Source organism: Nocardioides sp. NBC_00163 (assembly GCF_045206295.1).
Taxonomy (GTDB): Bacteria; Actinomycetota; Actinomycetes; order Propionibacteriales; family Nocardioidaceae; genus Nocardioides.
The window spans coordinates 4683815-4703306 of sequence record NZ_CP108155.1; the positions used below are offsets into that span (position 1 = coordinate 4683815).

Consider the following 19492-nt stretch of genomic DNA (forward strand, 5'->3'; position numbering starts at 1 on the left):
TCACAGCCCCGTGCGCATCGCCCACAGCTCGGGGAACAGGATGATGTCGAGCTGCTTGCGCAGGTAGGAGACACCGCTGGTCCCGCCGGTGCCGACCTTGAACCCGATGATCCGCTCGACGGTGGTCACGTGCCGGAACCGCCAGACCCGGAAGGCGGTCTCGAGGTCGGTGAGCTCCTCACCGAGCTCGTAGAGGTCCCAATGCTTGTCCGGGTCGCGGTAGACCTCGCCCCAGGCGGCCTCGACGGCGTCGGAGGCGGCGTACTCCTGCTTCCAGTCCCGGTCGAGATGATCGGACGGGATGTCGAAGCCGCGCCGGGCCAGCAGGCGCAGCGACTCGTCGTAGAGAGACGGACGTCCGTACGCGGCCAGCACATCCTGCTCGTGCGGGCGTCCCTCGTGCACGCGGAGCGTGTAGGCGGCCTTGTTGCCGAGCGCGAACTCGATGCAGCGGTACTGCCACGACTGGAAGCCCGAGCCGGTGGCCAGGTAGGGGCGGAACTTGTCGTACTCGGTCGGGGTCAGGGTCGAGAGGACGTCCCAGGCATGCACGAGCTGCTCCATGATCCGGGAGACCCGGGCCAGCCCCTTGAACGCCGGACGCACGGCATCCTCGGCGAGGAGCCGCTGCGCCTCGGTCAGCTCGTGCAGCGCGAGCTTCATCCACAGCTCCATCGCCTGGTGCTGCACGATGAAGAGCATCTCGTTGTGGTCGCCCGAGAGCGGGTGCTGCGCGCCGAGCACCTCCGGCAGGTGGAGATAGTCGGAGTAGTCCATCGGAAGGTCCTGCGTGCTGCTCATGTGACTGCTCCTCGGGTCCAGAAGCGCTCGTCGCGCCATTCGTCGTTGTCCATCACCGAGACCAGGTGGTCGACGGCGTCCCACACGTCGACGTAGCGCGTATAGAGCGGGGTGACGCCGAAACGGAGGATGTCCGGTGAGCCTGCGCGGAAATCGCCGACGACACCGCGTTCGATGAGCGCCTGCACGATCGCGTACGCACCCTCGCCGATGCTCAGCGAGAGCTGGCTGCCCCGCTGCGCGTCGTCGAGCGGGGACTCGATCGTGAACCCGGGAAGCCGGGAGGTGACCAGGTCGGCGAAGAGCCGGGTCAGCGCGAGCGACTTCTCCCGGATCGCCTCGAGACCGCCGTACGTCTCGGCCGCCAGCAGCGTGTCGACGCCGCATTCCAGGGCGGAGATGCCGATGACGGCGGGGGTTCCGGACAGGTAGCGCGAGACCCCCTCCGCGGGCCGGTAGCCCGGCGACATCTCGAACGGCGCCGCGTGACCCATCCAGCCCGACAGCGGCTGCTCGAAACGGTCGACGTGGCGAGGGTTGACCCACAGGAACGCAGGCGAGCCGGGGCCGCCGTTGAGGAACTTGTAGCCGCAGCCGATCGCGAAGTCGGCGTCGGCGCCCCGAAGGTCGACCGGCACCGCACCGGCCGAGTGGCACAGGTCCCAGACGGCAAGCACGCCGTGCTCGTGCGCGAGCGCGGTCACCGCGGCCATGTCGTGCAGGTAGCCGGTGCGGTAGTTGACCTCGGTCAGCATCAGCACCGCGGTCCGGTCCAGCAGCCCCTCGATCTCGTCGGGGGAGTCGACCAGAACCAGCTCGTAGCCGCGGTCACGGCACAGCGAGGAGGCGATGTAGAGGTCGGTCGGGAAGTTGCTGCGCTCGCTGACCACGATGCGCCGCTCAGGTGAGTCGGCGGAAGCGATCGAGAGCGCCGAGGCGAGCACCTTGTAGACGTTGAGCGAGGTCGAGTCGGCGACCACGACCTCGCCCTGACCTGCGCCGACGAGCCGGGCGATCTTGTCGCCGACGCGCTGGGGGAGGGTGATCCAGGAAGCGGTGTTCCAGGACTCGATCAGTCCCTGGCCCCACTCCTGCGTGACCACCTCGGCCACCCGGCCGGCGGTGGCGCGGGGGAGAGCGCCCAGCGAGTTGCCGTCGAGATAGATCGTCTTCTCGGGCAGGTCGAAGAGGTCCCGCAGCGGGGCCAGTGGGTCGGCCTGGTCGAGAGCGACCGCATCGTCGCGGTTCATTCGGCAGTCTCCTTGATCGGCCTGAGCACGGCGCGCACGGGCGCGGCGTCGGCGGTGGTGAGCTTGAGGGGGAGCGCGATCAGCTCGTAGTCGCCCGCGGGTACCTCATCGAGCAGCAGGTTCTCCAGGATGCGTACGTCATGACGATGGGTCGCGAAGTGGGCCGGAAGATCCTTGGAGGAGGACGGGTCCAGGCTGGCCGCGTCGGTGCCGACCAGCTGCACCCCGTGGGCGGCCAGGAGGTCGATCAGCGCAGGGTCGAGCGCGCAGAAGTCGTCGTCCCAGGTCGTCGGCTGGGTGGCGTACGTCCGGAACAGCACGCGCGGCGGAAGATCGGTGAGGTCGATGTCGTCGACGGTGACCAGCGGCCGTACCCCCGACACGTCGACCACGCGGCACGGACCGAGGAACGGCTCCAGCGGCATCTCGCCGGCCGGCGTGCCGCCGTCGGTGAAGTGCAGCGGAGCGTCCGCGTGCGCGCCGACGTGGGCCGACAGAGTCAGCTCGGCGACATTGACCGGACACCCGGGGCCGATCCGGAACGTCCAGCCGACCTCGGTGGCATGGTCACCGGGGAAGACCGGCGAGGATGCATGGACCGGTGGGGAGATGTCCCAGAGCTGCGCCATGGCGCCAGGATAGGCCGCCCTCCGGCGGGGTCGTTCAGGCGGTGAGGAACTCGGTGGCCACCGGAGCCAGGGCGTCGGCCTTGACCATGTGGTCCTGCCCGTCCAGGACGACGTAGCGGCCTTCTGGAACGGCCTTGGAGATGGCCTGCTGGGCGTTGGTCATGTAGGTCGGGCTCTTGCTGCCCGCCACCGACAGCACGGGCACCGACACGTTCTTGAAGTAGCCGCCCGGCAGGGGCAGACCCTGCTGGAACGGCACGCACATGCCCAGGTCGTAGACCAGCGTGTGGGCGACCGGGATGAGCTTCTTGAAGGCCGGGGTGAGCCGCATCATCTTGACCGCGATCAGCGGCATGCCGACCATGCGCATGAAGAGTTCGACCGCGGCGGCCCGCTTGCCCTTCTCCACCAGGGCCTCGACCTGCTGCGCCAGGTCGGCGTCGTTGGGGCGGTGGGTGTCGTCGAGGATGAGCGGCGCCTCGTAGGCGACGATCTTGTCGATCGGCAGCCCGGCCCGTGCGGCCTCCAGGGCGAGGAACGCGCCCGAGCTCAGGCCCAGCAGGTGGGCGTGCCCGCCGGCCGCCTCGATCACCGCCCCCAGGTCGGCGACCTCCTGCTCGACCGCCTCCATCGTGCCGGCGGCAGCCGGCTTGGCGATGTTGCTGTCGCCGCGGCCGCGGCGGTCGTAGCGGTAGACGGTGAACCGGTCCGAGAACGCGTCGGCCAGCTCCTTCGACGGCCCGAAGCCGCGGTAGCACAGGGCCCCGTCGACCAGGACCAGCGCCGGGCCGGTGCCGGTGACGTCGTAGGCGATCGTGGTGCCGTCGGCGGAGGTGGTGGTTGTGGTCATCGTCTGCTCACTTCTGTCGCGGTGGTCGAGCCGGTTGATACTTACGCGTCGGACGAGACCTCGTCGCTTCGACACGCGGCCGCACGTTTCTGGAGAAGTTCCTGTTCTCCGGCGTTGGTGGTCAACGATGCCGCCTCGTCGAACGCCACCGCGGCCTCGAGGTGCCGCCCGGCGCGGTGCAGCAGGTCACCACGTACGCCGGCGGGCAGATGCGACCCAGGAAGCGCTCCCTCGGGGAGTGCTGCCAGGATGGCCAGCCCGGCATCGGGACCGAAAGCGCGCCCGTGTGCCACCGCCCGGTTGACCTCGATGACGGCGCCGGGGACGCCGGTCGCGAGCATGTCGTAGAGGCGTGCGATCTCGGCCCAGTCGGTCTCCTCGGCCCGTCGGGCGCGGCCGTGGCACGCGGCGATCATCGCCTGCACCAGATAGCTTCCGCCGGGGGTGCCGGAGGAGGCCAGCGCCGTCGCCCGGTCTACCGCGGCCAGGCCGCGCCGCAGCAGCAACTGGTCCCAGCGGGTCCGGTCCTGGTCCTCGAGCAGCACCGGGTGACCCTCTGCATCCGCCCGGGCCGCGAGCCGTGACCCCTGGATCTCCAGCAGCCCCTGCAGCGCCTGTGCGTCGGGATCGCCCGGGGCGTGCGCGGCCAGCATGCGGGCCAGCCGCATCCCTTCCAGGCACAGCTCAGGCCGGGTCCACGACGGCCCCGACGTGGCCGCGTAGCCCTCGTTGAAGACCAGGTAGATCGTCTGCATCACGTCGCGCAGCCGTGCCGTCCGCTCCTCGCCGGTGGGCAGCTCGAACGAGGCCCCGACCTCCGCCAGGGTGCGCTTCGCCCGCGAGATCCGCTGGCCGACGGCCGACTCCTTGGCGAAGTAGGCCCGGGCGATCTCGGCGGTCGTCAGCCCGCCCACGAGCCGCAGGGTCAGCACGGTGCGGGAGTCGGGAGCCAGCACCGGATGGCAGGAGAGGAACATCAGCCGCAGCACATCGTCCTCGATGTGATCGACGGCGGCAGCCAGGTCAGGCATCTCACCCTCCTCCAGTTCGTGGCCCAGCAGGGCGACCTTGCGGCGCAGCACCTCGTCACGGCGGAACCCGTCGATCGCGCGCCGCTTCGCGATCGACATCAACCACGCTCCGGGGTTGCGAGGGATGCCCTCGTGCGGCCACTGCTCCAGCGCCGCGACGAGAGCATCCTGGGCGAGGTCCTCGGCCAGGTCGAGGTCGTGCGTCATCCGCGCCAGACCGGCGAGGAGGCGTACGGACTCGTTGCGCCAGACCGCGACGATCGCGTGCTCGGTGGGCGAGCTCATTCAGCCGGGGTCGGCGGACCGAACAGCGGCCGCATCTCCACGGCCACGTCCTGTCCCGGCCACAGCTCCTCGTGGAGCTGGATCATCCGGCGCCCGAGCTCGATGGCCTCGTCGGGCGAGCGGACCTCGAAGAGCGAGAACCCGCCGGCGACCTCCTTGGCCTCGGCGAACGGCCCGTCGATGTGGGTCACCTCGCCCGCGGTCAGCCGGATCTCCACCGCGGGACCGAGCCCGTCGGCGTCGAGCAGGATGCCGTCGGCGTACTGCTGCTTGATCTCGGCCTCCACCGCCTCGATCAGCGCGACCGGCGGCGGCCCGGCCTCGGGGTCCATCTTCACGAACATCATGTAGCGCATCGGCTTCTCCTTGCGTGTCGGCGTCGCGTCCGTTGCGCGTCGTCGCCTACGCGTCGAGAAGAGCCTGCCGCTTTCGACACGTCAGCACCAGAGAATTCGGTACGTGTCGGTCAGGACGCCTCAGGACGCCTCCGACTTCTTGTCCTCGGCCTCTTCGGGGACCTCTTCGCCGCGCGACTTCTTGGCCGCGGCGACCGAGCGCTGCAGCGCCGCGAGCAGGTCGACGACCTCGCCGGAGGTCTTGGTGGAGGTGGGGGTCCGCTCGACCTCGCCGCCCTCGATCTTGGCCTTCACCATCTCCTCGACGGCGCTGGCGTAGTCGTCGGAGAACTCCTCGGGATGGAAGTCGCCCGCGAGGGTCTCGACGAGCATGTTGGCCATCTTGATCTCGGAGTCCTTGATCTCGCCGGCCTCGACCTTGAAGTCGGGCACCCGGATCTCGTCGGGCCACATCATCGTCTGCAGCACGATCACGTCGCCGTTGTCGGTCGGCCGCACCCGCAGCGCCGCGACCGTGGTGCGCTGCCGCAGCGCGACGGTCACCAAGGCGACACGGTCGGCCTCGAGCAGAGCCTGGCGCAGCAGCGCATAGGGCTTGACCCCGGTGTTCTCCGGCTCCAGGTAGTAGCTCTTCTCGAAGAGCATCGGGTCGATCTGGTCGCTCGGCACGAACTTCTCCACCGCGATCTCGCGCGATGAGGTCGTCGGCAGGTTGGCGAAGTCGTCGTCGGTGAGCACGACCATCTCGCCGTCCTCGGTCTCATAGCCCTTCGCGATCTCGGAGTAGGGCACCTCCTCGCCGTCGATCGAACAGATCCGCTGATAGCGGATCCGGCCGCCGTCGGACTGGTGCACCTGACGGAACGAGACGTCGTGGGACTCCGTCGCCGAATAGAGCTTCACGGGCACGCTGACCAGCCCGAACGACACCGCGCCCTTCCAGATCGCACGCATGGTGACTCCCTCCGCAACGGCAACGACTTCCCCAGTATCTGCCGGAATCCAGTTTCTCGGTACCCCTTAACCGCACCTGTCACACGGCGGGTGAGAGGAATGCACTCGCCAGGGTCGGCTCACGCGACGGCGGCGCCAATGGTCACAGGTCGCGACCGGTCCAGTGATAGCGGCCGCTGAGAAACGCCGCCACGACCAGGCCGACCGAGCCTGCGAGCCACACGAGCGCCTCCGGGCGGCGCTCCTCGGGAGTGGTCCAGAAGCACATGTCCTCGGGGCGCAGCCCGGTCCCGCACGATGGTGCGTCGAGGGGCATGAGCCCGATGTAGGCAGCGACGGGGGCCGCGATCAGCGCGGCAAAGACGAACAGCACACGTAGCTGGATGGTCATGGGTCTGGGCCCTCTCTCCCCGGTTGGGTGCGAAGCCGAAACGGGCCCCCTCCGCCAACCCAACGGAGAGGGCCCACGGGTCGCTGACCCGTGACCCAGACGCTAGGCCTGCCTGGTCGAGCGCGGCAGCCGACCACCGGCCGAGGTACCCGATCTGGAGTAGCGCCGGCGTCGGCGTCGACTGGGCGTGAGGATTGGACCAGATCTGCCCGGTGCAACGACTTCGTAGAGGCAAGATGGACGCATGCGTCCCATGCTCGCCACCCCTGGCGCCCACGTTCCTCCGGGGGAGGAGTGGGTCCATGAGGTCAAGTGGGACGGCATCCGCCTCCTCGGCGACAGCCCGGAAGGACGTACGCAGACCCGGCTGACCACACGCAACGACAACGACGCGACCCCCGCCTGGCCCGAGATCGCGAGGGGGCCGGAACGCGACATCGTCGTCGACGGGGAGGTGATTGCGCTCAACGACGCCGGGCTGCCCGACTTCCGGGTGCTCATGGATCGGATGCACAACCGCGACGCACGCCGCGCCGCGCGGTTCGCGGAGAAGATCCCGGCGACGTACATGGTCTTCGATCTTCTCCGTCTCGACGGGCGGCTGCTCATCGAGGAGCCCTGGGCCGAGCGCCGCAAGATCCTCGAGGCCGTCCATGCCGACGGCGACCTGGGCTCGTGGCAGGTGCCGGCGACCTACGACGACGGCCGGATGCTCCACGAGGTGACGCGGGCGCAGGGGCTGGAGGGCATCGTTTCCAAGCGGCGCGGCAGCCGCTACCGGCCGGGGGAGCGGAGCAAGGACTGGATCAAGCTGGCCCACCGCTACCGGGCCTCCCTGGTGGTCGGCGGTTGGCGACCCGAGGTGGGCACCGAGGGCGGCACCGAACGACTCGGCGCCCTGCTCGTCGGGCAGCCGACGCCCCAGGGTCTGATCTACCGCGGGCGGGTCGGCAGCGGCATCACCGGCAAGCGGGCCCAGAGACTCGGGGAGCTGCTCCGCGTGACCAGCCGGAGCCCCTTCGCCGGACCCGACGTCGACCCCGACGGGGGAGTGCCGTCGCTGGACGCTCGGGGCACCCACTGGGTCGAGCCGCTCCTCGTCGTCGAGGTGGAGACCCACGGCACCGCCGTCGCGGCGGCGAGCTACAAGGGCCGGCTGCGGCAGCCGAGCTTCATCGGGATCAGGGACGACGTCTCACCGGAGGATCTGTGATGGTCGAACGAGAAGAGGTACGCGTCGAGGTCGACGGCCGGGTCCTGACCCTGACCAGCCTCAGCAAGGTGCTCTATCCACGTACGGGCATGACGAAGGGCGAGGTGCTCAACTACTACGCCCAGGTCGCGCCGGCGCTCCTGCCGCAGCTCCAGGACCGCGCCGTGACGAGGATCCGCTGGCCGCACGGCGTCGGCGACATGTCGTTCTTCGAGAAGAACGCACCGGCCGGCACACCCAGCTGGGTCCGTACGGTCGTCGTTCCGACAACGGGATCCCGAACCGCCGACCACAGGGAGGGAACACTCACCTTTCCGATCCTCGACAGCCTCGCCGCCCTCACCTGGGCCGCGAACCTCTCCGCGCTGGAGCTGCACGTCCATCAGTGGACGGTCGGTGGCGACGGCGCCCCGGCCGGGGCGAACCGGATCGTGATCGACCTCGACCCCGGCGAGCCGGCCGGCCTGCAGGAGTGCTGCGAGGTGGCGCTGCTCGTGCGGGAGGCGCTGGGCGCCCGTGACCTCTCCGCGACTCCGGTGCTCAGCGGGAGCAAGGGCGTGCACCTGTACGCCGCCCTGCCGGAGCCCGTCGAGCCGGACGTCGCCACGGCGCTGGCCAAGGAGATCGCCGAGGACCTCCAGAAGGCCCACCCGCGCAAGGTCACTGCGACCATGACCAAGAGTCGCAGGTCAGGCAAGGTTTTCCTGGACTGGTCGCAGAACTCGGGATCGAAGACGACGATCTGTCCCTACTCGCTGCGAGGCAAAGGGATCCCCACCGTCGCTGCTCCGGTGACCTGGGATGAGGTCTCCGAAGGGGCCGAGGATCCCCTCGGTATCGACCAGCTCGGACCTAACGATGTGATCACGCGCTTATCTGAAAGGGGGGATCTCTTCACAAGCCCTACGGGGCTGTAACTATTGTTCTCTTCATGTCGAACTCCGTGCTTGTCGTAGAAGACCAAGAGGACATCGCTGCTCCCCTGGTGCGCACGCTCCAGCGTGAGGGCTATGACGTCACCTGGGTCGACTCTGGCAAGAAGGCGCTGGAGCTGCTGGCACCTCCGTACGACGCCGAGCTGGTGCTGCTCGACCTGGGCCTTCCGGACATGGACGGGCTCGAGGTCTGCAAGGCCGCTCGCGACAACGGCTACGAGGGCGGGATCATGATCCTCACCGCACGTGATGCCGAGATCGACCTGGTCGTCGGGCTCGACGCCGGTGCCGACGACTACCTGGCCAAGCCGTTCGCGCTGGCCGTCCTCCAGGCGCGGGTCCGCGCGCTGCTGCGCCGCTCGGGTCCGGTCGAGCTCGGCGCCGACGACGACGCCCTGCGCATCGACGTGGCTGCCCACCGGGTCTACGCCGGCGAGCGCGAGGTGACCCTGACCGGCAAGGAGTTCGCGCTGCTGGCCGTCCTGGCCGCCTCCCGCGACAAGGTCGTCTCCCGTGACCGGCTGATGGCCGAGGTCTGGGACGAGAACTGGTACGGCTCGACCAAGACGCTCGACGTCACCGTCGGACGCCTGCGCCAGAAGCTCGAGGCGGCCGGTGTGCAGGAGAAGGTCGTCGCCGTCCGCGGCGTCGGTTTCCGTCTCGAAGCTGCGGAGTAAACGCAAGTTCGACACGGTGTCATACGCGTGTTCAGTCCGTGAGATGTTTCACAAACGACGGCAAAGTCACGCGTGAACACGCGGATTGTGCTCCAGGTTCGGCCATTCGGGATTGGATCCGTTCCAGATCGCATGTCACCTTGGTTGAGCCGTGCAGAACGCACGACCGGCCCCGGTACACGCCGAATCCTGTCCCTCCGGACGCCGGCCCCAACTACTGAACCCCCTTTACCCTCACACTCAGCAGTACGTATGGGACAGGAGCGGGGGACCCAAGTTCCACGCGACTAACTCGGACGGTCGCTTGGGGTGAAGCCATCGCAGATGGCCGGGCAACCTTCTAGCCCGAACCCGACAGCTCACCTCGCAGGCGTGGGAAGGAACTCACGCATGTCCAAGTCCGTATCCAACCCTGCCCATCGAGGCGCGCCCCGCCCGTTCCGGTCGCCGAACGTCTCGATCGCCCGGTCGATCGCAGGATCTCCCTTCGACAAGCTCAGGACGACGCTCAGCGGCCACGGCAAGCTCATCGGCCGCATCACCCTCGCCAGCGGCATCGCCGCCGGTGCCCTGGTGGCGGTGCCCGCCGCCAACGCCGCCCCGGCCTCCCACGAGACCACGACGGTCGAGTCGACCGTCGAGGCGGCCAAGGTGGTGGAGGCTCCGACCCTGGAGGCCTCGGCCACCCCCACCGCGATGCTCACCGACATCAAGCAGCTCGAGAGGGCTGTCGAGGTGCAGGAGCGCAAGGCCGAGGCAGCCCGCAAGGCCGCCGAGGCGAAGCGCAAGGCAGCGATCGCCGCCAAGAAGGCCGCGGAGGCGAAGAAGAAGGCCGAGGCTGAGGCGAAGGCCTTCGCTGCGAGCCAGGAAGGCAAGATCGAGCGGGCGATCAGCGTCGCCTCGGAGCAGATCGGCGACCCGTACGTCTGGGGTGCCACCGGCCCGAGCTCGTTCGACTGCTCCGGCCTGACGCAGTACGCCTTCAGTGCCGCCGGCATCGAGCTTCCCCGGGTCTCGCGGGACCAGGCCGCTGCGCTGCCGACGGTCCCGAACGACCAGATTCAGCGCGGCGACCTGATGTTCTGGGGCAGCCCGGTCTACCACGTGGGCATCTTCCTGCGCTGGGAGAACGGTCAGGCGATCATGCTGCACGCCCCCAAGCCGGGCGCGTCGGTTCGTGAAGAGGCTGCCTGGGACGGCTGGTTCGCCGGCTCGACCCACCAGGCCTGACCTCCCTTTGAGCCCAGTCTCGGGGCCCATATCCCCCTGGCGCTCGCCCTCCGGTTCCCCGTACCGGAGGGCGAGCGCATATTTGAAGGTCGGCGAATCGGGTGCGGCACCACGCGTCAAGTAACCTGTAAGACGTGGCAGGCCCCGAATTCGACACCGAGATCAAGCAGCTCCAGGCAACGATGCAGACCATCGGCCAGGTGCTGGACCTGGACGCGATGCGCAAGGAGATCGCCGACCTCGGCGAGCAGGTCGCCGCGCCCGACCTCTGGGACGATCAGGACAACGCCACCCGCGTCACCGGCCGCCTCTCCCTGCTGCAGAACGAGCTCAACAAGTTCACCGAGCTCCGCACCCGCATCGAGGACCTCGGCCTGATGGTCGAGATGGCCCAGGAGGAGGGCGACGCAGACTCGCTCGCCGAGTCCGAGGCCGAGCTGGGCCGGGTCAAGAAGGCCGTCGAGAGCCTCGAGATCCGCACCCTGCTCTCGGGGGAGTACGACGCCCGCGAGGCCCTGGTGACGATCCGCTCCGGCGCCGGTGGCGTCGACGCCGCCGACTTCGCCGAGATGCTGATGCGGATGTACGTCCGCTGGGCCGAGCGCAACAAGTACCCGGTGGAGGTCTTCGACACCTCCTACGCCGAGGAGGCCGGGCTCAAGTCCGCCACCTTCGCGATCCACGCCCCCTACGCCTACGGCACCCTCTCCGTCGAGGCCGGCACCCACCGTCTGGTGCGGATCAGCCCCTTCGACAACCAGGGCCGCCGCCAGACCTCCTTCGCCGCGGTCGAGGTCGTGCCCGTGCTGGAGCAGACCGACGAGATCGAGCTCGACGAGAACGAGATCAAGGTCGACGTCTACCGCTCCTCGGGGCCGGGTGGCCAGTCGGTCAACACCACCGACTCCGCGGTCCGGCTGACCCACATCCCGACCGGCACCGTGGTCTCCTGCCAGAACGAGAAGTCGCAGCTGCAGAACAAGGCCGCCGCGATGATCGTCCTCAAGGCCAAGCTCCTCGCGCTGAAGAAGGCTGAGGAGGAGGCCCACCTCAAGGATCTCAAGGGTGACGTCGCCGCCTCGTGGGGCGACCAGATGCGCAACTACGTGCTCAACCCGTACCAGATCGTCAAGGACCTGCGTACGACCTACGAGACCGGCAACCCGCAGGCGGTCTTCGACGGGGACATCGACGGGTTCCTCGAGGCCGGGATCCGGTGGCGCCGTGGCGCCGAGAAGGCCGAACAGAACTGACCTGATGGATGCGCTGACGCGCACCAGGCTTCCACTCCCGGGCCGGGGAGCGGCGTACGTCTATGACGCCTACGGTCCTGAGGACGGGGTGCCGATGGTGCTGTTGCACGAGCTCGGAGGCAGCGCGAAGCGGTGGCAGGGTGTGGTGCCGCCGTTCGCGGCCGACCACCGGGTGCATGCCTTCGACATGCGGGGGCACGGGGACTCGGACTGGGCTTCGGAGTACTCCCACCGGCTCATCGCCGACGACGTCATCGTGGCGATGGACGCGCTCGGGATCTCGGGCGCCGTGGTCGTCGGGCACTCGACCGGCGGCAACGTCGCCCTCCTGGTCGCGATGCACCGGCCCGACCTGGTCTCCCGGCTGATCATCGAGGACGTGGTGCCACCTGCGCCGCGCGAGCGCAGGTCGCCCGGGCGCGCGGCCAGGCCGATGCCCCACGACTGGGAGTGCATCGCGTCCCTGCTGGTCGAGGCGACGATGTACGACGCGTGGATGTGGGAGCAGCTCGAGCTGCTGCCCATGCCGACCCTGATCGTGGCTGGTGGCGGCAACAGCCACATCCCGCAGTCGGACCTGGAGAAGGTCGCCCAGCGGATTCCGCAGGCCGACCTCGTCCACTTCGACGTCGGTCACTTCGTGCATCGCAACCAGCCCGACGAGTTCGCCGGCACCGTCCTGGCGTGGCTCGCGTCGCGGGTGGGATCCCCATCCCTAAGGACCCCACCCGCTCTCGCCAGCCGGCTCTGCTCTGACTCAGTGCCCGCGGCGCGCGCCGCCCGGTGAGGTGCCTACCCGACCCGAGCGACTAAGTCGATTAAAGCACTAGACTTTAGATCGGTGCAAACGACGCGCCGGGACCGGGTCTCGATCCAGAACCTCAGGCGTCAGCGGCGGCCGCGGTGAGGGTCACCAGGCACCAGCGGGAGGCACGCTTCTGGACCGTCGCGGGCGCCTCGCCGGCCTTGCCGGTGAGCTCGCAGGAGAGCCAGGCGTCGCCGAAGAGGCCGCGGTAGACCACCTTCGTCTGCTTCTTCGCGTCGGTGCAGGTGAGCGCGACCGACGGCTTCCCGTACGCAGGGGTCGACGCGGCCTTGCAGCCCTTGGGCACGCTCTTGATCATCTGCGTGGCCCAGTCCAGGGTGACCGGCGGCGCGAAGACCCAGGCCCGCGCCGAGGTGGCCGAGTCCTCCGGCCCGGTCCAGATGCAGCCGTACTCCTGCGAGACGTCGTTGACCTCACCCGAGATGGCGGTCTGGTCGCCGTCGCCGTAGGCCTTCTTCTCGGCGGCGGCGCCGCCGAGAGCCTCGGTCGCGTCCTCGGTCGGGACGCGGTCGCAGAACGCGCCGCGGCGTACGTGCATCGTGGTGGTGTCCGCGGTGCTCAGGTCGCCCTTCACCTCGGCGACCTCGGGCTCGTCGTCTTTCAGGGTGAGTACGCCGACCCCGACCGCGATCGCGGTGAGGACTACGGCACCGATGAGGATCCGGACTGCAGAGCGCACGCCGTCAGAGTACAGGGGCAGGTATCTCTGAGCCGAAGTGCTGAGCCCACCACCGTTGCACTACCCTCGGTGCGGTGATCCGCTTCGAGAAGGTCAGCAAGGCCTACCCAGGGCAGGCGCGCCCCGCCCTCAACAGCCTTTCGATCGACATCCAGAAGGGGGAGTTCGTCTTCCTCGTGGGCCAATCCGGCTCGGGGAAGTCGACGGCGCTCAAGCTGATGCTGCGCGAGCAGCGCCCGACCACCGGTCGGGTCTACGTCGCAGGCAAGGAGATCAACCGGCTCGCCGGCTGGAAGGTGCCGCGGCTGCGCCGCCAGGTCGGCACGATCTTCCAGGACTTCCGCCTCCTGGCCAACAAGAACGTCGCCGAGAACGTGGCCTTCGCGATGCAGGTGACCGGTCACTCCAACCGCGAGATCCGGGAGCGCGTCCCGGAGACGCTCGAGCTGGTCGGTCTGGACGGCAAGGGCGACCGGATGCCCGACGAGCTCTCCGGTGGTGAGCAGCAGCGCGTGGCCGTCGCCCGTGCGTTCATCAACCGGCCGATGATCCTGATCGCCGACGAGCCGACCGGAAACCTCGACCCCGGCAACACCGTCGGCATCATGCGCCTGCTCGACCGCATCAACCGGTCCGGCACCACGATCGTGATGGCGACCCACGACGTCCAGATGGTCGACCAGATGCGCAAGCGCGTCATCGAGCTCGAGCACGGCCACCTCGTACGCGACCAGGTCCAGGGCGGCTACGGAGCCCAGTTCTGAGGCTTCGGCGCTGAGCCGGCCCTCTCGCTTTCGACCAGGTCCCACAACCAGAAAAGGTTCCTCGACCCGCCATGCAGCTGCGCTATGTATTCACCGAGCTCCGCCAGGGGCTACGCCGCAACCTGTCGATGCACGTCGCGGTGGCCCTGACGCTGCTCGTCTCGCTCACCCTCGCCGGCGTCGGCCTGCTGCTGCGTGAGCAGGCCCAGCTGACCGAGGAGGTCTGGGGCGACGAGCTGCAGATCACCTTCTACATGTGCAACGGCGCCAACGACCGTAACCCGCAGTGCGCCGGCGCCGTCGACGACAGCCAGAAGAAGGTCATCACCGCCGCCCTCGATGACAACCGCTACGTCGACAAGATCGAGGAGGAGAGCCAGGAGCAGGCCTACGAGCGGCTGCAGGCTCTCGACGTCGAAGGCGTCAGCGGTCCCGACCCGGTGGTCAAGTCCAGCGACATGTGGGAGTCCTACTGGGTCACGATGACCGACCCGCACCACTCCGCCGAGATCATCGAGGCGGTCGCCGGCCTGGACGGCATCGACCACGTCGGTGACGTCCACGAGGTCACCGGGCCCATCCTCGCCGCCGTCGACGGGCTGCAGAGCGCGGCCCTGGTCGGCGCGATCGTGCTGGTGATCGCGGCGCTGCTGCTGGTCGCCAACACCATCCGGCTGGCGGCCTTCGCCCGCCGTCGTGAGATCGGGATCATGCGACTGGTCGGTGCCTCGACCCTCTACATCGCGCTGCCGTTCCTCCTGGAGTCGCTCGTGGTGGCCCTGGTCGGGATCGGGCTGTCCGGGATCGCGCTGGCCGCGGTGATGTACTTCGGCGTCGAGCAGCGGCTCTCGTCCACCGCGGTGACCCAGTGGGTCGGCTGGGAGGAGTTCTTCAGCTCCTTCGCGATCGTCGCGATCCTCGGCATCCTGCTGACGCTCGTCCCGACACTCCTGCTCACCCGCAAATACATCAAGGTCTGACCCGGATCCCCTACCGTCGGAGCCGTGCACGCCTTCCCCCGTGCCGGTTCGCTCGCCGCTGTGCTCTGTTGCGCCGTGGTGGCTGCCGTGCTGCTCTCGCCCACCCTCCCCTCCTCCGCCGACGAGAAGGACCGCCTCGAGCAGGAGCAGCGCGAGGTCCAGCAGGACCAGAAGGCCGCCGCCGAGGATCTCGAGCACTCCAGCGCCGGCCTGCGCAAGGCGTCGGAGACGTACGCCGCGGCCCGGAAGAAACTCGACCAGGCCCAGACCCGTCTCGATGAGCTCAACGCCAAGCTCGTCGAGGTGCAGGCCGCGCACGACAAGCTCGAGGCCGAGCTCGCCGAGCAGAAGCTGCTGCTCGCCGAGGCGAAGCGGGAGCTCGCCGAGGGCCAGGCCGAGGTGAAGGTGCAGCGCGAGGAGATGCGCGACGCGATCCTGACCCGGTTCACCGGCGGAGACCCGCAGCTCGCCCAGGCGGCGGCCCTGCTCTCCGGAGGCTCCCTCGAGGACCTGATGCGCCAGCAGACGTACGTGGACGCGGCTTCCGCGGGCCAGGACGCCACCCTCCAGCGGATGGAGGCGACCGAGACGATGCTCGTCGTCCGCGAGGGCGAGGTGCAGGAGGCGACCGACGCGATCGCGGCCAAGGAGAAGAAGGCTCGGCAGCTGGTCGCCGAGGTCGACTCGCTCCGGGACCAGGCCGCCGCGGCCCACGCCGAGATGTCCACGCTGGCCGACCAGGCAGCCACCGCGAAGCAGTCGGCCGAGGCGGCCCGGGCGGCGGACGCCGCCGAGCTGCGCGAGCTCGAGGCCGAGGAGTCGGCGCTGCGTACGAAGATCCGGTCGCTCGCCTCGGCGGGCTCCGGCTCCGACCGCAACGTCGGGTCGGTCGGCGGGCTCTTCGGGCCGCCGGTGACCGACACCTACGTCACCTCGCCCTACGGCGTCCGCAAGCACCCGATCTACGGCTACGTCTCGCTGCACAACGGCACCGACTTCTCCGCACCCTGCGGCCGCCCGCTGCTCGCCGTCGACTCCGGGCAGATCATCTCGACCTCGTACTCCAGCGTGTGGGGCAACCGCCTGCACCTGTATCTCGGCAAGGTCAACGGGCGCTCCTACACCGCCGTCTACAACCACATCTCGAGCTACGCGAGGACCTCAGGGTCCGTCGGGCGCGGTGAGACCGTGGCGTACGCAGGGACCACCGGCTGGTCCACGGGCTGCCACCTGCACTTCACGATCCTCCGCGACGGCACCCCGGTCGACCCGATGCCGCTGCTGGGTCTGTGACTCGGGCCCTAAACGTTTCGCGGTCATGACCCTGCGCCTGAGAGAATAGAAGAATGGCGAAGGAGCAGGGGCGCAAGATGATCGCGCAGAACAAGAAGGCGCGACACGACTACCACATCGAGGACACCTACGAGGCCGGCATGGTCCTGCAGGGCACCGAGGTGAAGTCGCTGCGTGAGGGTCGCGCCTCCCTGGTCGACGGCTTCGTCGACATCGACCGTGGCGAGGCCTGGATCCACGGGATCCACATTCCCGAATACCTCAACGGCACCTGGACCAACCACTCCGCCCGCCGCAAGCGCAAGCTCCTCCTGCACCGCGCCGAGATCGACAAGATCGAGCGCAAGGTCTCCGAGAAGGGCCTCACCGTCGTCCCCCTCGCCCTCTACTTCCTCAACGGCCGCGCCAAGGTCGAGATCGGCGTCGCCAAGGGCAAGAAGTCGTGGGACAAGCGCAACACCATCGCCGAGCGTACGGCCAAGCGGGAGGCCGAGGTCGAGGTCGGCCGCAAGCTCAAGGGGATGACGGGATAAACCGAGTGGGGAATGCCGGCGGGGGACTGTAGTGTTGTCCTGTTGCCTGGTTGCAGGCGTTGAAAACTCAAAAGGGGCTGATCGGTTTCGACTTGGGACGTTGCTCCCAGGGGAAGCGGGTCGAGGAGCCAGCGTCATCTCGTAAACGATCGCTGGAAACCAATAACTGCCAACGCTAAGCGCAGTTCCTTCGCTCTCGCCGCCTGAGCGGTGATCGAAGCGTCTGACCGAGTATCCGTCTCCGGCTCGGATCCAGGCGTCATCTAGGAGACTCAACCTCATGCACATGCCGACGGGGCATGAGGGACATCTAGTCGGCTGAGCCTGTCGGGGACGTGTCTGCGTCGAGCCCCGGGGATGAGAGAACGCCACCCACAGACTGCACCCGGAGAAGACCTGGCACGGCGCTCGAGGACCGGGGTTCGATTCCCCGCAGCTCCACTCGATCGAGGGCGACGTGTGCTCGCGTACAGCGCGAGCCACGTCGCTCTCGTCATTTGTCCGCGCTTCGCGCGGGGGGCGGGGGCTTCGCCACCCGCACCCCCTGCCATGTGGTGCGTTGCTGATGGTCCGCGTCGCGGCGGGGATATCCCACGCGCCCCTTGGTTGCGCGTGGTGGGCGTGTGGTGTGGCTTCGGCGAGACGCTTGACCAGATGCTCGAACTCGTACGCGTGCACCTCAACGTGCACCGGCCGCGGAGCGTCGGCTCATGACCCCATCGGCGAGCTTGCGCGGGAGCCACGCCAAGGTCTGGCCCTGCGTGAGGAACAGCTCGTCGCGCGAGTCGAAGTAGCCCAGGCACTCGGAGACGGCTGCGGAAAGGTCGCACCGGCCGCCCGTTGTCCCGTCCCAGTCGACTGCGGTTCGTCCGATCGCATCGAACAGGGTCTCCCCGCCCGCGTTGGTGAATCCGACCCCGCAGGCGGCCATCTCGCCCAGCGTGCCGTAGAGCTCGCTGACGGGCACCCAGGTGCAATCGATCCTGAACTCGGGCCAAGCCAGGATCACTCGGTCGGGGACGAGCGTCTTCAGCTTGGGAAACCTTGGGTACCAGAACGATCCGTCCACCGCGATGCCGCGGACGCGAGTGCTGATGCCCTTGCCGCGGGCCGCAGCCTCCAGCACTGCCAGTCGCTGGCTGCACGAACCTCGTCCGCGCCGCAGTGTGAGGGACGCAGGTTGGAGGTCTTCCATCGCGTAGACCGCTCGAACGGTGCTGGCGATGTCCGCGTGAACCGCTCTGAGGAACTCGCGCTGCGTCGGGGCATCGGTGTGCTCGGCGATGAGCGCCTCGACGGGGCCGCTTGCTGTGTCGAGAATCGCCGTCGCCCGGGTCTCGCCGCCGACCTCGTCCGGGCTTCGACCCAACGCGCCGTGGTGTTGGCAACGAGGAGTCAACAAGGACGAGGTCATGAACCCATTGTCGCCCACGACCTGCTCGATCTGGCGGGGCCGAGTCCGCGTACGAAAACCTGCACGCAATGATCGGCCCGCAGATCCGCGCTATGGCGGAAGATCTCGGGCCGACAGGTGATGATGACCGCACAGCGGAGCCATGGCTGCGACTGCAGACGAAAGAACTCCTGTCGTTCATCTCCCTGGCGGGATGACTTCTCTTGCGTGCGCGATAGGGTTGTGAGGCGTACGTCACATGGAGGTAAGGATGTTCGAGGAAGGACAGCTCTACTCACCCGTCACCGTGGGCGAGGATGGGCAGGTCGAGGTGCATCTGGGGGACAACCACCCCGGGTTCGCGGACCAGGACTACCGGGCACGGCGGAGCGAGATCGCTGCCGCGGCGCTGGGTTGGAAGCCGGGGGACGCGGTGCCCCGGATCGACTACACCGAGACGGAGAACGAGATCTGGCGCACGGTGTGCCGTGAGATCGCACCGCTGCACGCGAAGTACGCCTGCCGCAACTACATCGCGGCCGTGGAGGCTCTCAACCTCCCGCAGGACCGGGTGCCACAGCTCGACGAGGTGAGCGCCGGCCTGAAGCCGCTGACGGGCTTCGAGTACGTCCCGGCCGCGGGGATCGTCCCGCTGGAGGAGTTCTACGGGAGCCTGGCCGACGGACAGTTCCACTCGACGCAGTACCTGCGTCATCACGCCGTGCCGCTCTACACCCCGGAGCCCGACATCATCCACGAGGTGATCGGCCACGGGAACCTCCTCGCCGACCCTCAGGTCGCTGAGGTCAAGCGTCTCGCCGGCGCCGCCGCGCGTCGCGTCGAGACCAGGGAGGCGCTCCAGGTCGTGGCCGATGTCTTCTGGTTCACCATCGAGTTCGGCGTGCTCCACGAGGACGGGGAGCTGAAGGCGTACGGGGCCGGGCTGCTCTCGTCCTACGGCGAGATCGAGGAGATGCGGGAGGTGGAGGTGCGTCCGATCGACTTCGCCCAGATGGCGACGGTCGACTACGACATCACCCACTACCAGCCGGTGCTCTTCGCGGCGGAGTCGTTCAGCCACATGGTCGACGAGGTCGGCAACTTCTTCGCGACCTGCGACGACGACACGCCACAGCGTCTCGGCGCCGCCTAGGCCGATCCGGCCAGGT

21 protein-coding genes, 1 other RNA gene and 1 riboswitch are annotated in these 19492 nt (G+C 68.6%); of the genes, 12 read left to right on the top strand and 10 right to left on the bottom strand.

All coding sequences use genetic code 11. The features are described from left to right. The 8 genes from kynA to OG801_RS22480 form a co-directional block, all read right to left on the bottom strand. Window positions 1–801: a tryptophan 2,3-dioxygenase gene (gene kynA, locus OG801_RS22445; protein WP_406031480.1), complete on the bottom strand. Its 801-nt coding sequence runs from the start codon at window positions 799–801 to the stop codon at window positions 1–3. Next, window positions 798–2051 carry a kynureninase gene (kynU, locus tag OG801_RS22450; RefSeq protein WP_406031481.1) on the bottom strand — a complete coding sequence of 418 codons (1254 nt, stop codon included), beginning with the start codon at window positions 2049–2051 and terminating at the stop codon, window positions 798–800. Before kynU ends, kynA begins: the two co-directional genes overlap by 4 nt. Continuing rightward, window positions 2048–2680 carry an arylformamidase gene (kynB, locus tag OG801_RS22455; protein ID WP_406031482.1) on the bottom strand — a complete coding sequence of 211 codons (633 nt, stop codon included), beginning with the start codon at window positions 2678–2680 and terminating at the stop codon, window positions 2048–2050. The genes kynU and kynB overlap by 4 nt, the downstream gene beginning before the upstream one ends. Before the next feature lie 34 nt (window positions 2681–2714). Continuing rightward, the gene (locus OG801_RS22460) at window positions 2715–3530 is read right to left on the bottom strand and encodes an alpha/beta hydrolase (RefSeq protein ID WP_355018635.1); all 816 of its coding nucleotides are present in this window, start codon (window positions 3528–3530) and stop codon (window positions 2715–2717) included. A gap of 41 nt (window positions 3531–3571) precedes the next feature. Continuing rightward, window positions 3572–4846 carry an RNA polymerase sigma factor gene (locus OG801_RS22465; protein WP_406031483.1) on the bottom strand — a complete coding sequence of 425 codons (1275 nt, stop codon included), beginning with the start codon at window positions 4844–4846 and terminating at the stop codon, window positions 3572–3574. Continuing rightward, window positions 4843–5202, bottom strand: coding sequence for a YciI family protein (locus OG801_RS22470; RefSeq protein WP_355018637.1), 360 nt, complete (start codon window positions 5200–5202; stop codon window positions 4843–4845). The genes OG801_RS22465 and OG801_RS22470 overlap by 4 nt, the downstream gene beginning before the upstream one ends. 120 nt (window positions 5203–5322) lie before the next feature. After that, window positions 5323–6156, bottom strand: coding sequence for a Ku protein (locus OG801_RS22475; protein WP_355018638.1), 834 nt, complete (start codon window positions 6154–6156; stop codon window positions 5323–5325). 142 nt (window positions 6157–6298) lie between these two features. After that, on the bottom strand, window positions 6299–6547 hold the full coding sequence (locus tag OG801_RS22480) for a hypothetical protein (protein WP_406031484.1): 249 nt from the start codon (window positions 6545–6547) through the stop codon (window positions 6299–6301). Between the two features lie 244 nt (window positions 6548–6791). On the opposite strand from OG801_RS22480, the gene OG801_RS22485 reads away from it, so the two are divergent. The 6 genes from OG801_RS22485 (at window position 6792) to OG801_RS22510 (ending at window position 12642) form a co-directional block, all read left to right on the top strand. Continuing rightward, window positions 6792–7760: a DNA ligase gene (locus tag OG801_RS22485; protein ID WP_406031485.1), complete on the top strand. Its 969-nt coding sequence runs from the start codon at window positions 6792–6794 to the stop codon at window positions 7758–7760. Further along, window positions 7760–8677, top strand: coding sequence for a non-homologous end-joining DNA ligase (gene ligD, locus OG801_RS22490; protein ID WP_355018641.1), 918 nt, complete (start codon window positions 7760–7762; stop codon window positions 8675–8677). The genes OG801_RS22485 and ligD overlap by 1 nt, the downstream gene beginning before the upstream one ends. A 14-nt stretch (window positions 8678–8691) precedes the next feature. Then, complete coding sequence (locus OG801_RS22495; RefSeq protein WP_355018642.1) at window positions 8692–9372, top strand: response regulator transcription factor; 681 nt, start codon at window positions 8692–8694, stop codon at window positions 9370–9372. Window positions 9373–9585: 213 nt separating this feature from the next. Next, window positions 9586–9757: riboswitch (cyclic di-AMP (ydaO/yuaA leader) on the top strand. A 5-nt stretch (window positions 9758–9762) separates the two neighbouring features. Then, window positions 9763–10602: a C40 family peptidase gene (locus OG801_RS22500; protein ID WP_355018643.1), complete on the top strand. Its 840-nt coding sequence runs from the start codon at window positions 9763–9765 to the stop codon at window positions 10600–10602. 134 nt (window positions 10603–10736) lie between these two features. Then, window positions 10737–11855, top strand: coding sequence for a peptide chain release factor 2 (gene prfB, locus OG801_RS22505; protein ID WP_355018644.1), 1119 nt, complete (start codon window positions 10737–10739; stop codon window positions 11853–11855). A 4-nt stretch (window positions 11856–11859) separates the two neighbouring features. Continuing rightward, on the top strand, window positions 11860–12642 hold the full coding sequence (locus tag OG801_RS22510; RefSeq protein ID WP_406031486.1) for an alpha/beta fold hydrolase: 783 nt from the start codon (window positions 11860–11862) through the stop codon (window positions 12640–12642). Window positions 12643–12736: 94 nt separating this feature from the next. Here OG801_RS22510 and OG801_RS22515 read toward each other — a convergent pair whose 3' ends face one another. Beyond that, complete coding sequence (locus tag OG801_RS22515; protein ID WP_406031487.1) at window positions 12737–13360, bottom strand: hypothetical protein; 624 nt, start codon at window positions 13358–13360, stop codon at window positions 12737–12739. A 74-nt stretch (window positions 13361–13434) separates the two neighbouring features. Here OG801_RS22515 and ftsE point away from each other — a divergent pair, with 74 nt between their 5' ends. The 5 genes from ftsE (at window position 13435) to ssrA (ending at window position 17374) form a co-directional block, all read left to right on the top strand. Beyond that, window positions 13435–14124 carry a cell division ATP-binding protein FtsE gene (gene ftsE, locus OG801_RS22520; RefSeq protein ID WP_008358693.1) on the top strand — a complete coding sequence of 230 codons (690 nt, stop codon included), beginning with the start codon at window positions 13435–13437 and terminating at the stop codon, window positions 14122–14124. 71 nt (window positions 14125–14195) lie between these two features. Further along, complete coding sequence (ftsX, locus tag OG801_RS22525; protein ID WP_350664163.1) at window positions 14196–15104, top strand: permease-like cell division protein FtsX; 909 nt, start codon at window positions 14196–14198, stop codon at window positions 15102–15104. A 24-nt stretch (window positions 15105–15128) separates the two neighbouring features. Next, entirely contained in the window at window positions 15129–16397 is a 1269-nt protein-coding gene (locus OG801_RS22530) for a murein hydrolase activator EnvC family protein (protein ID WP_406031488.1), read from the top strand. 53 nt (window positions 16398–16450) lie between these two features. Beyond that, a complete protein-coding gene (smpB, locus tag OG801_RS22535; RefSeq protein ID WP_160024725.1) occupies window positions 16451–16930 on the top strand; it encodes an SsrA-binding protein SmpB in 480 nt (159 codons plus the stop codon). 73 nt (window positions 16931–17003) lie between these two features. After that, window positions 17004–17374: a transfer-messenger RNA gene (gene ssrA, locus OG801_RS22540) on the top strand. 235 nt (window positions 17375–17609) lie between these two features. Here the strand turns inward: ssrA and OG801_RS22545 are convergent. Beyond that, window positions 17610–18344 (bottom strand): transglutaminase domain-containing protein, encoded by a 735-nt coding sequence (locus tag OG801_RS22545; protein ID WP_406031489.1) that lies wholly within the window; start codon window positions 18342–18344, stop codon window positions 17610–17612. A gap of 250 nt (window positions 18345–18594) precedes the next feature. On the opposite strand from OG801_RS22545, the gene OG801_RS22550 reads away from it, so the two are divergent. After that, window positions 18595–19476: a phenylalanine 4-monooxygenase gene (locus OG801_RS22550; protein WP_355226006.1), complete on the top strand. Its 882-nt coding sequence runs from the start codon at window positions 18595–18597 to the stop codon at window positions 19474–19476. Window positions 19477–19492 lie beyond the last annotated feature (16 nt).

What these genes read in the sequence shown, in the direction of transcription:
- kynA (WP_406031480.1), bottom strand. Translation starts at nt 801, where the DNA reads ATGAGCAGCACGCAGGACCTTCCGATGGACTACTCCGACTATCTCCAC.
- kynU (WP_406031481.1), bottom strand. Translation starts at nt 2,051, where the DNA reads ATGAACCGCGACGATGCGGTCGCTCTCGACCAGGCCGACCCACTGGCC.
- kynB (WP_406031482.1), bottom strand. Translation starts at nt 2,680, where the DNA reads ATGGCGCAGCTCTGGGACATCTCCCCACCGGTCCATGCATCCTCGCCG.
- OG801_RS22460 (WP_355018635.1), bottom strand. Translation starts at nt 3,530, where the DNA reads ATGACCACAACCACCACCTCCGCCGACGGCACCACGATCGCCTACGAC.
- OG801_RS22465 (WP_406031483.1), bottom strand. Translation starts at nt 4,846, where the DNA reads ATGAGCTCGCCCACCGAGCACGCGATCGTCGCGGTCTGGCGCAACGAG.
- OG801_RS22470 (WP_355018637.1), bottom strand. Translation starts at nt 5,202, where the DNA reads ATGCGCTACATGATGTTCGTGAAGATGGACCCCGAGGCCGGGCCGCCG.
- OG801_RS22475 (WP_355018638.1), bottom strand. Translation starts at nt 6,156, where the DNA reads ATGCGTGCGATCTGGAAGGGCGCGGTGTCGTTCGGGCTGGTCAGCGTG.
- OG801_RS22480 (WP_406031484.1), bottom strand. Translation starts at nt 6,547, where the DNA reads ATGACCATCCAGCTACGTGTGCTGTTCGTCTTTGCCGCGCTGATCGCG.
- OG801_RS22485 (WP_406031485.1), top strand. Translation starts at nt 6,792, where the DNA reads ATGCGTCCCATGCTCGCCACCCCTGGCGCCCACGTTCCTCCGGGGGAG.
- ligD (WP_355018641.1), top strand. Translation starts at nt 7,760, where the DNA reads ATGGTCGAACGAGAAGAGGTACGCGTCGAGGTCGACGGCCGGGTCCTG.
- OG801_RS22495 (WP_355018642.1), top strand. Translation starts at nt 8,692, where the DNA reads ATGTCGAACTCCGTGCTTGTCGTAGAAGACCAAGAGGACATCGCTGCT.
- OG801_RS22500 (WP_355018643.1), top strand. Translation starts at nt 9,763, where the DNA reads ATGTCCAAGTCCGTATCCAACCCTGCCCATCGAGGCGCGCCCCGCCCG.
- OG801_RS22510 (WP_406031486.1), top strand. Translation starts at nt 11,860, where the DNA reads ATGGATGCGCTGACGCGCACCAGGCTTCCACTCCCGGGCCGGGGAGCG.
- ftsX (WP_350664163.1), top strand. Translation starts at nt 14,196, where the DNA reads ATGCAGCTGCGCTATGTATTCACCGAGCTCCGCCAGGGGCTACGCCGC.
- smpB (WP_160024725.1), top strand. Translation starts at nt 16,451, where the DNA reads ATGGCGAAGGAGCAGGGGCGCAAGATGATCGCGCAGAACAAGAAGGCG.
- OG801_RS22545 (WP_406031489.1), bottom strand. Translation starts at nt 18,344, where the DNA reads ATGACCTCGTCCTTGTTGACTCCTCGTTGCCAACACCACGGCGCGTTG.
- OG801_RS22550 (WP_355226006.1), top strand. Translation starts at nt 18,595, where the DNA reads ATGTTCGAGGAAGGACAGCTCTACTCACCCGTCACCGTGGGCGAGGAT.